Below are 12,513 nucleotides of genomic sequence, written 5' to 3' on the forward strand. Positions count from 1 at the left end.
TCCGGTCTTCTTGGCGACTCGACTTCTTTCTCCCGGGGGCGTTTCGCATGTCGGTTCCGGCGCGGGCGTGGGCGGTGACGGCCGCCGGTACGGCCGTCAACCTGTGCCTCGGCATCCTCTACGGCTGGAGCGTGTGGAAGGCCGCGCTCGTGCCGAAAGACAAGACGCTGTACGGGCAGCCCATGACCGGCACCAACGCCGGGTGGACGTACCTCTCCAACTCCGAGGGGAACCTGGCCTACGCGGTGTGCGGGGTGACGTTCGCGCTGTTCATGATCCCCGGCGGGCGCCTCCAGGACCGGTACGGCGCGAAGCTCGGCGCCACGCTCGGCGGGCTGTTCCTCGCGCTCGGGTGTGTCGTCGCCGGCGTGCTGAAGAGCTTCGAGGGGCTGGTGCTCGGGTTCGGGGTGCTCGGCGGCATCGGGATGGGGCTGGGGTACGCCGCGGCCACGCCCGCCGCGGTGAAGTGGTTCCACAGCAGCCGACGCGGGCTGATCGTCGGGCTGGTGGTGGCGGGGTACGGCGCCGCCGCGGTGTACATCTCGCCGCTCGCGGACTACCTCATCGAGACCTACGGCCTCACCGGGAGCTTCGTGGGGTTGGGCGTGCTGTTCGCGGTCGTGGTGGTCGTCGCCGGGCAGTTGCTCACCCCGCCGCCGATCGGGTACGCGGCGCCGGCGCCCGGAGCGGCGGCGCAGGCGGGGGCACCGGCCACCGGAGCACCGCCCGCGCGCGATTTCGGCGCGACGCAAATGCTCGCGACGTGGCAGTTTTACCTGCTGGTCTTCCTGTTCGTGGGCTCCGCGCAGTCCGGGCTGCTGGTGATCGCCAACGCGAAGTCGTTCCTCAACGACGCGGCCGAAAAGGGGAGCTACTTCGCACGGAACGGGTGGGTGCTCGTCACCTTCATCGGCGCGGTGAACGCCCTCGGGCGCGTCGGAACCGGGCAGTACTCGGACCGGGTCGGGCGGCTGAACGCGTACGCGCTCAACGGGATCGTGTCCGCGGTGTGCCTGCTCGCAACCCCGTGGGTGATTGGGGAGAAGAACGTCGCGTTCCTGTTCGTGGTGATCGGGGTGATGGCGTGGCAGTACGGCGGCACCCTCGCGGTGCTGCCGGCGGTCACGGCCGATTACTACGGCCCGAAGAACCTGGGCCTGAATTACGGGCTGGTGTTCACGGGGTGGGGCATCGCGTTCTTCGTGCCGCAGCTCGCCAGCGCGATCAAGGACGCCACCGACCGCTGGGACGGGGCGTTCTACCTGTCGGGCGGGCTGCTGGTAGCGGCTGTACTGGTTAGCCGCATAATCCGTAAGCCGGTTTCGGTCGCGCCCGCGGCCTGAGAACCTGGGTAACGTGCTACAATTGGGCACCCGCCGGGGCCAACGTATATGTTGTTCGCGCTGCTGTTCTTCCTGATCGCGTCGCACGCGCTCATGGACTACTCGTTGCAGAACGACACTATGGCCTCGTGCAAGTGCCGCCAGAGCACGCACCAGGTCGCGGCGTACGTGCCGTGGTACTACTGGCTCACCTCGCACGCGATGCTGCACGGGGTCGGGGTCGGGGTCGTGTTCCGGTGGATGGGGTTCGACTGGAACGTGGTCGCCGCGGTGGCCGTCGCCGAAACCGCGATCCACTGGGTCACCGACTACGGCAAGTGCGCGAAGTGGTACTCGCTCCACGCGGACCAGGCGATTCACATCACCTGCAAGATCGTGTGGTGGGCGCTGGTCGCGGCCGAAGTCGTCAAGCCGGTCGGGGCGTAACATGCGGTCCTCACGCCGGGGCGGGCGCGCGGTCACAACGCTCCTGATCGGGTTGGTAGCGCTCGCGGCCGGAACCGCCGGCGGGTACTTCCTTTCCGGCCGCACGCGCCAACCGGCTTCGTCGTCGGACGGGCCGGGCGGTCCCGCCAGCACGGACCGCGTGACCGCGCTCGGCCGGCTCCAGCCCGAAGGCGGCGTGGTCCCCGTTTACGGCCCGCCGGGCGACCGGATCGCGAAGCTGTACCCGATCGCGGTCGGCCAACCGCTGAATGCGCGCGCGCCGATCGCCGAACTCGCGAGCCGCCGGGACCGGTTGCAGGAAGTGCAGGTCGCGAAAACACAACTCGACGAGGCGACCGCGGCCCACGCCGCCGCGAAACGAGCGGGCGAGAAGAAGATCGCCGCCGCCGAGGCCGAACTGAACCAGGCGAAGGCGAACAAGGTCAGCGATCTGGCCGCGCTGGACGCGAAGCTGAAGGCCGTAGAGCTTCAATCGCAGACCGCCGCGAAGCAAGTCGGTCGGCTCCGGAGCTTGAAAACCGCCCCGGAAGACCTGGAGCGCGTCGAACTGCTCAAAGCCCAGGCCGATGCGGAGTTGTCCGCGACGCGCGCGACGCGCGACAAGACGCAGACCACCTACGAGGAAACCGAGAAGGCCGCGCAGGCCCGCATCGCGGCAGCGAAGGCGGAGCTGGACGAGGCGCTCGCCCGCGCCCCGATCAAGTCGTCGGCGGAGAAGGTGCAACTCGCGGAGCAACTCGCCGAACTCACGGTCATCAAGGCGCCCGTATCCGGGGTCGTGTTGAAGGTGAGCGGGCGCGAAGGGATGCCGACCGGCACCGAACCGATTTTGCAGCTCGCCGACCTGACCAAAATGACCGCGGTGGCCGAGGTGTACGAGAGCGACGTGGCGCGGCTCGCGGGCTGGGTCCGCGGCGGGCCGGTGTCCGCCGAGGTGAGCAACCCGGCGCTCCCGAAGCCGCTGGCGGGTGCGGTTCGATCGGAGGCCGATGTCACGCGCATGATCGCCCGCAACCAGGTGTTCGCGATGGGGCCGCGCGAGGACGCCGACCGGCGCGTGGTGGAGGTGGTCGTTCACCTCGACGCCGCGAGCAGCGCGGACGCCGGGCGGTTCGTGGGGCTCCAGGTGACGGTCGCGTTCGCTCCCCCGGCGCGGTAACCGCCCCTGCCCCCGGCCTCTTGCGTGACCAACGCGGAGCGTTTCTGGAGCGCGGGCCTCTGGCCCGCTCGACCAACGCGGATCGGGGTGCTTTGCGATCACGCCGTTACAACCGGCGCCCGAAACTTCATTCATATTCTGGCCATTTACGTCTGTTTCAGCCGCTATCTTTGTGTCACAGACAGTCCGGTCTGTGCGGCCTTCTCGCGCTGTACAGGCCGGAACGTCTGTGACACAAGAAACAGGCACAACGGGCGCGACCGTGAATCAGGCGGGCCTTTTGGCCCGCGCTCCGAAGCCGGTGCGTGCCATCAGCCGTTTATCTCCGCCACACAGGTTCGGTGTGGGGAACGACACAGGAAGGATGGTTCCGTGACACGAAACCAGACATAACGAACCGGCGTGAGCCCTCATACACGTACCCGGTGCTACGGCCGCTGTCTTAACGAGCCGCGACCGCCCGGGAGTGGGGTACGTGTCACCGCTCCCGGGCGGTCGCGGCTCGTCAAGACAGCGACACCGCAGGTGGGTTCACGTATCAGGCGCCGGATCGGTGATTCTTTTAGCTCTGTCGTTCCCGTCAGCCGCCCGAGCCACTTGGTAACCTGCTGGGTTAGGAAGTAGACGGGAAGTGGCATATAAGTGGCATAAAGCTAGCCGAGAAGCGGCAGAAAAGTGACTCACGGCATCAGCCCCGCAACGGCTCGACCGGTAGTTACGTAAGGCTCGTGCGGGCGCCGCCGATGCCGAGCACGTTGGCGCAACATGTGGCTTTGAGAAACCTTGCGTGCGAGTGGCGGGGCGGACGGGGTTAGCGTTCAGTGCCGCCGGTGGGCTCGTGTGACCGCCGGCAATCGAACAAAAGGCCGGACCGATGGACGAAATCGCCGAACTCCGCGACGCCCTTGACCGGCTGCACGCCGCGATGGACGACCTCGTGGTGCGCGGGGTGCGGGCCGCGGGTTCGGCCGACCTCGCGCGCCTCACCTCTCTTCGCGACGAGTTCCGCACCGCCGGCGCCGAACACCTTGCGGAGAAGCTGACGACGCTCGTCGATGCCGTGCAAGCCGGCGAGCGGTCCGCGGCCCGAGCGCTCATGCGAGCGGTCACGACGTTCCGGCTGTTCGACCGGATGCTGACGCTCGAAGTGGCCCGCGGCGTTCTCGCGCCGCCGGCACCCGAGTTCGGCGACGAAGACGCACCCGAAGAGGACGCCTAGCCGTGCTACCGCCCGCCGCCGACCGCCCGAAGCTCCGCGCCACGCTCGACCAACTGTCGATCGCGGTCGAAGAGTTGCTTCTCGGCGGGCTCACCACCGCCTCCGATGCGACCCGGCAGACGCTCGCCGGAGCGATGCAAGAGGCCGCCCGGATGCGGCTCCTGCGGCTCGGCGGCACGCTCCGCGTCGCCACCGACGAACTCGGCCGGTTCACGCGCCAGGAGAAAACGTTCTCGCGCCGCCGGTTCACGTTCTTCCTGAACCGCGCGTGGCTGCTCAGCCGCGGGATGATTCACGCGCTCGACACGAGCGACGAGAAGGAGTACGACCGCCTCACCTGGGCGCCGCCGTCGCAACCGCTGCCCGCCGTCGAGGTGGTGAACCTCGGGGTCGTGAAGAAGGTCGCCGAAGGCACGTTCGCGATGTTCGAGTTCCGGCTGCGGGCGGTCGCGGACGCCGGCCCGATCAAAGCGGGGCAGAAGGTGAGCTGGTCCACGGTGTTCCCCCTGAAGAAGGACCAGGACATCCCGCCGGAGGGGTTCCTCCACCTGCCGCAGAAGCAGAAGTTCTCGCCGTTCCTGTTCCTCGAACGCACCAGCCTCAACGTCACGAACGCGACCGTGTCGGGCGACGAGGTCGGCGGCTGGAAGCTGTCGCTGACGGACCAGAGCACGGTCACGGTGGGCAAGCCGTTCGCGCAGTGGGACCGCTACCTCCAGTGGTCCGCGCCGGCCGCGGCGGAGCGCCTCGCGAAGCACGTGGCCGGGCCGCTCGACCTGGACACCGAGCTGCAAGAAGAGGTCGTGATCCGCGACTACGACATCGGCAAGCCCGGGGACGGCGACGAACCGGGCCAGACCGTGTACGAACTGACATCCGGCCGGCTTAAGCTCCATGCGGTCGTCGGCGCGAACCCGGAAGGCAAGGCGCTGCGGGGCGCGTTCGAAGAATTGCGCAAGGCGAAGGCGCCGAACCCGCCGCTGTTCGGCGTGATGCACTACGAGCGGTGCCGGCTCGTGCTCCAGCCCCTGACCACGTTCGCCGGCGGCCCGGACTACATCACGATCTCCAAGGAGAACGTGAACAAGGCCGCGCTGCTCAAGGCGATGAACTTTACCTCGTAACCCGAACCTTCTGCGCTCAACATGGCCAAGAAACCCGCCCCCGCCACCCCGACCCCCGCCCCCGCGACGGGCGCAGGGCCGGCGCCGACCGTGACGCCCGACACCGTGCTCCGCGAGCCCGCCGAGCGGCGGTACGCGGACCAGCTCGAGGCGCTGCGCCAGAACGACGCCGACACCCCGCCGGCCAACTGGAAGCTGTCGCCGCGGGCGGTGCTGGCGTACATCGTCGGCACGCCCAAGCCGCTCAAAGCCACCATCAGCGGTAAAGCGGTCGAGGTGCCGATCACGCGCAAGTTCTTCGGCGACGACGGGGTCGTGGAGCGGTCGATCGTGACGCTCGCGTCCGAGCGGGCGCTCCTGCTGGTCGGCGAGCCGGGCACCGGGAAGAGCTGGCTGTCCGAGCACCTCGCCGCGGCCATTTGTGGCACGTCGCTGCTCACCATCCAGGGCACCGCGGGGACGACCGAGGAGCAGATCAAGTACTCGTGGAACATCGCGCAACTGATCGCGCACGGGTACAGCCCGCAGAACATGGTCCCGTCGCCCGCGGTGATCGCGATGCGGGCCGGGGCGCTCTTCCGCTTCGAGGAGCTGAGCCGCGTCGTGCCGGACGTTCAGGACGCGCTCGTGTCGATGCTGTCGGACAAGGCGGTCGCGGTCCCCGAGCTGCCCGACAACGCGATGGTGTTCGCGAAGCCGGGGTTCAACATCATCGCCACGGCCAACACCCGCGACCAGGGCGTGAACGAGCTCTCGGCCGCGCTGAAGCGCCGGTTCAACTACGTCCACATCCCGATCGTGGGCGACCAGAAGACCGAGGTGAAGATCGTCCAGCAGCGGTCGGCGGAGCTATTGGAGCGGTACAACCTGCCGGCGAAACTCAGCCCGCCGGTGATCGAACTGCTGGCGACGGTGTTCCGCGAGATCCGCAACGGCAAGAGCAGCGACGGGGTGAGCATCAAGAAGCCGAGCACCACCCTCTCCACCGCCGAGGCGATCGGGGTGGCGCTGGACGCGGCGCTGCACGCGCGGTTCTTCGGCGCCGGCGAGGTGGGGCCGGCGGACATCGCCCGCAACATGATCGGCGCGGTGGTGAAGGAGGACCAGGAGGACAAGAACGCGCTGAAGGAGTACGCGACCGTGGTCGCGAAGAAGCGGGGCGCGAAAGAGAAGGCCTGGAAGGAGTTCCACGACGCGCTCGTGGAGCAGTTGTAGGAGGGGAAGACAGAGTTCACCGCAGAGGGCACGAGAGGGCGCAGAGAGAAGACTGAGAGTACGGCAGGAGAGGCCATGCGAGAGAAACTGAATGCCATTTCGGAAGCGGTTATCGGCGCCGCGATCGCGGTTCACCGTGAACTCGGTCCCGGGTTACTCGAGACCGCTTACGAAGCCTGCCTGGAATTCGAACTGATCGATCGCGGGTTCGCGGTCGAGCGCCAACGCGTGCTCCCGGTACAGTACCGTGGCGTGACTGTCGATTGCGGTTTCCGTCTCGACTTGTGCGTCAACGAGTTGGTGATCGTGGAATTGAAAGCCGTCGAGAAACTGGAGCGGATTCACGAGGCTCAGGTGAACACGTACTTGCGCCTCACCGGTTTGCACCTCGGGCTGCTGATGAACTTCAACGTGACGAAAATGGTAGACGGCATCAAACGCATCGTTCGCGAGTTCCCGGAATCGTCCCACTGAGCCCAGCTTCCAACCTGAACCGCGCAGAGGGGGCACAAGACAGACGCTGCCTTTAACTCTCTCAAAGTCTTCTCTCTGCGCCCTCCGCGCCCTCTGCGGTGAACACTCTTATGTCTTCTGCCACTTTGACGGACGCCGGGCTGGACCCCGCCGAGATCGCCCGGCGCGTCGATGCCGTGCTCGCGGACCCGCTGTACTGGTTCCCGGTGCGGCACCACTCGCCCACCACCGCGCGCCACGTTCAGAGCGCGATTACCGCGCGCAGGCCGAAGGTAATTTTCATTGAGGGGCCGTTCGAGGCCAACGACCTCATCCCCTTCGTGACGGACCCGGCGACCGCGCCGCCGGTCGCGATCTACTCCTCGTACCGCGACGACGACAACGTGCTGGGGCTGAACGGCCACGTCAGCCCGGCGGCCGACATCCCGGCCCGGTTCGCGGTCTGGTACCCGCTCACGCCGTACTCGCCCGAGTACGTGGCGATGAAGACGGCGGCGACCGTTAAAGCGGACGTGGTGTTCATCGACCTGCCGCACTACGCCCGCGTCGAGCGCCACGTGCCGGAGCCGCAGGGCCAGCAGCCGCCGCTCGAGGCGCCCAGCGTCGCGCCCGACGAGGACCGGCTCATCACGTCGAGCGGGTTCTACAAGCAGTTGGCCGAGGCGGCGGGGTTCAAGAGCTGGAACGAGGCCTGGGACACGCTGTTCGAGAACCCCGAGGGGACCGATTACGAGGCGTTCCGCCGCGAGCTGGCGACGTTCTGCGCCGCCGCCCGCGCGACCGCGGACCACGCCGCCGAGCACGCCGAAGGCACCGTCGAGCGCGAGCGGCACTTCTTGAAAGTGATCGCCGACACGCTCGCGGCGCGAAAGCTGAAGCCCGCGGACGCGATGGTCGTCTGCGGGGGCTTCCACCTGTTTTTGGACCGCAGCGACAGCACGCCCCCGCCGCCGTGTCCGGAGGGGACCGTTTACACCACGGTCGTGCCGTACTCGTACTTCCGCATCTCGGAGCTGTCGGGGTACGGGGCCGGGAACCGGGCGCCGCAGTTCTACCAGACGTGCTACGACCTCACCGCCGCCGGGCGCGCGAGCGACATCGCGATGGAGCACGCCATCGCCGTGCTGCGCACGATGCGCAAGGGCGGCGACCCGCTCTCCACCGCCGACGCGATCTCGGTCACGCACCACGCCGGGATGCTCGCGCGGCTGCGGGGCCGCGCGCACCCGACGCTCGACGACATCTCCGACGCGCTCGTCACGTGCTGCTGCAAGGGCAACCCGAACGAAGAGGGCCGGAAGCTCCGCGACGCGATGGACCAGGCCGGGATCGGCAACAAGATTGGTAAGGTCACGTCGAAGATCGGCCGGCTGCCGATCGTGAACGACTTCCACGCGCAGATCGCCGACCTCGAACTCGGCGAGGTGCTTGGCAAAGAAAAGAAGATGTCGGCGAAGCTCGACAAGCGCGACCCGCTCGCGGCGCGGCGGTCCGCGTTCCTGCACCGGGTGTCGTACCTGAAGGTGCCGTTCGCCGCGCGGTCCGGCACCGGCGGGGACTTCTCCGGAACGCTGTTCCGCGAGGAGTGGCACCTTAAGTGGGACCCGCGCACCGAGCCCGCGCTGATCGAGCAGAACCTGTACGGCGACACGGTCGAGTCGGCGGCGCTGAACCGGCTCCGGGAGGCGCTCGCCGAGGCCGGGAGCAGCGCCGGCCAGACCTGCGCGCGGCTGCTCGAAGCGGTCGACATGGACATGCCGGACCTCGTGTCCGCCGCCGAGGACGCGTGCGGGCCGGCGGTCGATACGGACCCGTCGTTCGCGTCGCAGGCGACCGCGCTCCAGTACCTCGGGCGGCTGGAACAGTACGCCGCGTTCCGCGGGCTGCGGCGCGACGTGATCGCGGAACTACTGAACCGCTGCTTCGACCGCGCGTGCTTCGCGCTGCCCAACGCCGCCAACGTCCCGGAAGAGGAGCAGCAGGGCGTCGTGGACGGCCTCATCGGATTGGCCGAGGCGGTCCTGCGCGACGGCGTGCGGTACGACCGCACCCTGTTCGCACAGGCGGCGCAGAACGCCGCCGCGCAATCGACGGTCCCCTTCCTGCGCGGGGCGTTCCTGGGGCTGCTGTGCGAGATCCGGGTGATTGCGCCGGGCGTGCTCGCCGCCGAGGTGTCGAACCTGGCGCGGGCGTCCACGGAGGTGATGGTCACGGCGGGCGACCTGCTCGACGGGATGCTGGCGGTGTCGCGCACGTCGCTGATGCTCGGCGCCGACGCGCTGGTGACCGCGATCGACGACCTCTTGAAGGCCGCGGAATGGGACCCGTTCCTGGTGATGCTCCCGCGGCTCCGGGCGGCGATCGAGCGGCTGTCGAACCCGCAGAAGGACGCGCTCGCGGCGACCGTCGCGCGGCACTACGGGCTCGACGGCTCGACCGACCTGCGTGCCGTCACCGGGAGCTTGGGCGCGACAGCACTGGTGGCCCGGCTCGATGCCGCGGTGGCCGCGACATTGCGGAACTGGCCGTTGTGATGAAGAGGTTTTCACCGCAGAGGGCACGAGAGGGCGCAGAGAGAAAGAAGGCTCGGTTTCCATCACGCCGTTTCTCGTCTTTCTCTGCTCCCTCTCGTGCCCTCTGCGGTGAAAATCGGCCTTTCGAGTGCGACCATTGGGAGCGCGAACGTGACAACCGGTAACGATAGCGACGCCGGTACTGCACCGGCCGATCCGCACACGCTCGCGCGCTGGCGCTTGGTGCTCGGCAAGACCGCCGAGCAGCACGGCATCAACTGCGGGGGCGACGGCGACGCCGAGCGGGTGGAGGAGCTGGTCGGGTTCCTGTTCGAGCCCGGCGGTGAGGGGAACGGTGGCGGGCGCGGCGGCCGGGGCGGACGCGGGCGTTCGGCGTCCCGCGCCGGCGGCAGCGGCGGCCCGCAGCTCACCGTCCCGGACTGGGTGGACGCGGTCAACGAGCTGTTCCCGAACCAGTCCCGGGAGGTGATGCAGAAGGAGCTGGTGAAGCGCCGCGGGATCGCGGAGCTGATGGAGAAGCCCGAGCTGCTGGAGAAGATCGAGCCGAACATGGAGCTGGTGAAAACCCTGCTCACCCACCAGGGGCTGCTGAACGAGAAGACCCGCGTGCTGGCGCGCAAGATCATCGACCAGGTGGTCGAGGAGCTGAAGCGGAAGATGCAGGTCCAGGTCGAGCAGGCGATCACCGGGGCGATCCGCCGGGACCGGCACTCGCCGCGGAAGGTGTTCCGCAACCTGGACCTCAAGACCACGCTGCGCCGGAACCTCAAGAACTACAGCGCGGAGAAGGGCAAACTGCTGGTCGATCAGGTGTACTTCTACGCCGCCGAGCGGAAGAAGAAGCCGTGGCACGTGATCGTGGTGGTGGACCAGTCCGGCTCGATGCTCGAGAGCGCGATCTTCTCCGCGGTGATGGCGAGCATCTTCGCCGAACTGCCGGCCGTGAAGACCTCGCTGGTGCTGTTCGACACCGAGGTGGTGGACCTGTCGGACCAGGTGGGGCAGCCGGTGGACGTGCTGCTCTCGATCCAGCTCGGCGGCGGCACCGACATCACGAAGGGGCTGATGTACGCGAACGAGCTGGTGCGCCAGCCGCAGCGCACCATCGTCGTCCTCATCACGGACTTCTACGAGGGCCGACCGGAGGCCGATCTGGTCGCGCAAACGCGGCTGATGGCCGACGGCGGGGTGCGCATGATCGGCCTGGGCGCGCTCGGGTACGACGCCCGACCGTCGTACAACAAGGACACCGCCGGGAAGTGCCGCAAGGCCGGGATGGACATCCTGGTCTGCACGCCGGAGAAGCTCGCGGAGTGTATGGCACAAATCATCCGCGGCTGATCTTCCCAGCGTCGGACCAGAAGGTATAGCCGCACGCCAGCCGCGGGCGCGCCAGGCGCGCCCGTACCGAATCGGAGGTGCGCGTGCGCTCAGTCGCCATTCTCTTCGCCATTTCGCTCATCGCCGCGTGCCCGCCGCGGCGCGGGCGGGTTGTGTACGTTCCGCGGTGCCCGCAACCTGCGCCGGTGGTCATCAGTGACCCCGTCAGCCCGCCAGCGACCCAGGTGGAAGAGCCGGCGAAGCCCAAAACGGCCGAAAAGCCCGCGGAGCCCGTTGCCCCGCTGGTCGCGGAACACCTGAAGGCGTGGGAAGAGAAGACGGTCGCACGGACGAACATCCGGGCCGAGGTCGGGCTCACCCGCACCGACAACGTGAGCCAGAAGTCCACCGCCTACAGCGGTCAGGTGCTGTGCATGAAGCCCAACTGTGCCGTTCTGCGCCTCAATAATGCCGCGGACAAAACTGGCACCGACTACGAGGCGTATATTTGCAACGAGACGGCGGTGTATTATTACAACGGAATCGCGAAAACGGTGACCGAGTTCAAACGCCCCCCTGCTGATCGGGCAGCGGTCACGGTTCCGGATGACAACCCCGTTCGTCGATGGCTGGCACGCCTGTACGGACCGGCTCATCTCTTCCAGCGCCCTCCGTTACAGTTCTTGACGCGCGTCAAGGCGAGTGAGCTGCAAGAGCGATTCGACATCTCCGTGTACAAGACCGAAGAGAACTACATCTACCTGGACATCAAACCGCGGCTCGGCAAGGACCAGCACGAGTTCAAGCACCTACGATTGGCCCTGTACGGCACGGGACCGGCTACCGCAAAGGTCGCCTACCTGCCGGCCCAGGTGTATGTGCTCAAGCCGAACGACGACACGGAAGTGTGGACGTTCACGAACCCCCAGGTGGACCTTCCGGGCGTGGAGTCGAAACACTTCCAGTACGTCGAGATCAAAGAGAAGGGGTGGACGTTCCGAAAAGCCGACGGGAGCGCGAGCGAGCCGGAGACGCCGAAACCGTAGTGGGTCTAGTGCCGCGGTCCGAGGGCGGGTGCCCTCGGACCGCGGTGTTCCCGTGGCGTCTACTTCTCAACCTGTGGCGCGGAGCGCTCACGGCACCGCCGGCCAGGGTCTGGCCAAAGTTGCGGCTGAACCACGACCCGCGGGGTTGCTCCAGACTGCCGCAACTTTGGCCAGACCCTGGCCGAAAGCGGTGCTGGAACAGCGCTCCCCGCGCAGCGTGCGATGGCAGAAGCTCGGACGACGCAACATCGTCCTGTCGCAGAGCGACGAGCTAAACGGACCACGAGAACGGAACCCAAGATATGCCCCCGCGGGCACGTTCGCAACCACCGAAGGCGAAGAACCCGAAGTGGGTGGTGTACATCCTGCGGTGCGCCGACGGCACCCTTTACACCGGCATCACCACCGACCTGGACCGCCGCCTCACGCAGCACAACGCGGGCACGGCGTCGAAGTACACGCGGGCACGGCGGCCCGTGACCGTGGCCTACCGGCAGGCGGCGAAGACGCACGGCGACGCGCTGCGCCGCGAACTCGCGGTCAAGAAGCTGACGCGCGCCGCGAAGGACGCCCTCGTCGCAAGCTACGAGCGACGAAGGGCACGCCGCTCTTCCGCTTGAAGGCCCGCTGTG

The 12,513-nt window shown here is 67.8% G+C and carries 11 protein-coding genes; all 11 read left to right on the forward strand.

Going from position 1 to position 12,513, the window contains the following annotated elements:
• Positions 1–47 precede the first annotated feature (47 nt).
• The 11 genes from R5W23_RS07725 (at position 48) to R5W23_RS07775 (ending at position 12,501) form a co-directional block, all read left to right on the forward strand.
• Positions 48–1,343 carry an L-lactate MFS transporter gene (locus tag R5W23_RS07725; RefSeq protein WP_320685837.1) on the forward strand — a complete coding sequence of 432 codons (1,296 nt, stop codon included), beginning with the start codon at positions 48–50 and terminating at the stop codon, positions 1,341–1,343.
• Between the two features lie 48 nt (positions 1,344–1,391).
• On the forward strand, positions 1,392–1,769 hold the full coding sequence (locus R5W23_RS07730) for a DUF3307 domain-containing protein (protein ID WP_261188212.1): 378 nt from the start codon (positions 1,392–1,394) through the stop codon (positions 1,767–1,769).
• A 1-nt stretch (position 1,770) separates the two neighbouring features.
• Positions 1,771–2,949: an ABC exporter membrane fusion protein gene (locus R5W23_RS07735; RefSeq protein ID WP_320685838.1), complete on the forward strand. Its 1,179-nt coding sequence runs from the start codon at positions 1,771–1,773 to the stop codon at positions 2,947–2,949.
• Positions 2,950–3,823: 874 nt separating this feature from the next.
• On the forward strand, positions 3,824–4,168 hold the full coding sequence (locus R5W23_RS07740) for a hypothetical protein (protein ID WP_320685839.1): 345 nt from the start codon (positions 3,824–3,826) through the stop codon (positions 4,166–4,168).
• A gap of 2 nt (positions 4,169–4,170) precedes the next feature.
• Positions 4,171–5,292 carry a hypothetical protein gene (locus R5W23_RS07745; protein WP_320685840.1) on the forward strand — a complete coding sequence of 374 codons (1,122 nt, stop codon included), beginning with the start codon at positions 4,171–4,173 and terminating at the stop codon, positions 5,290–5,292.
• A 21-nt stretch (positions 5,293–5,313) separates the two neighbouring features.
• On the forward strand, positions 5,314–6,507 hold the full coding sequence (locus tag R5W23_RS07750) for an AAA family ATPase (RefSeq protein ID WP_320685841.1): 1,194 nt from the start codon (positions 5,314–5,316) through the stop codon (positions 6,505–6,507).
• A 75-nt stretch (positions 6,508–6,582) separates the two neighbouring features.
• Complete coding sequence (locus R5W23_RS07755) at positions 6,583–6,981, forward strand: GxxExxY protein (RefSeq protein ID WP_320685842.1); 399 nt, start codon at positions 6,583–6,585, stop codon at positions 6,979–6,981.
• Positions 6,982–7,091: 110 nt separating this feature from the next.
• Positions 7,092–9,515 (forward strand): DUF5682 family protein, encoded by a 2,424-nt coding sequence (locus tag R5W23_RS07760; RefSeq protein WP_320685843.1) that lies wholly within the window; start codon positions 7,092–7,094, stop codon positions 9,513–9,515.
• Positions 9,516–9,665: 150 nt separating this feature from the next.
• Positions 9,666–10,856, forward strand: coding sequence for a VWA domain-containing protein (locus R5W23_RS07765; protein ID WP_320685844.1), 1,191 nt, complete (start codon positions 9,666–9,668; stop codon positions 10,854–10,856).
• Between the two features lie 83 nt (positions 10,857–10,939).
• Positions 10,940–11,881: a TIGR03009 domain-containing protein gene (locus tag R5W23_RS07770; protein ID WP_320685845.1), complete on the forward strand. Its 942-nt coding sequence runs from the start codon at positions 10,940–10,942 to the stop codon at positions 11,879–11,881.
• A gap of 302 nt (positions 11,882–12,183) precedes the next feature.
• Positions 12,184–12,501 carry a GIY-YIG nuclease family protein gene (locus R5W23_RS07775; protein ID WP_320685846.1) on the forward strand — a complete coding sequence of 106 codons (318 nt, stop codon included), beginning with the start codon at positions 12,184–12,186 and terminating at the stop codon, positions 12,499–12,501.
• The last annotated feature ends 12 nt before the right edge of the window (positions 12,502–12,513 follow it).

It is taken from the genome of Gemmata algarum, from assembly GCF_034097035.1.
GTDB lineage: Bacteria > Planctomycetota > Planctomycetia > Gemmatales > Gemmataceae > Gemmata > Gemmata algarum.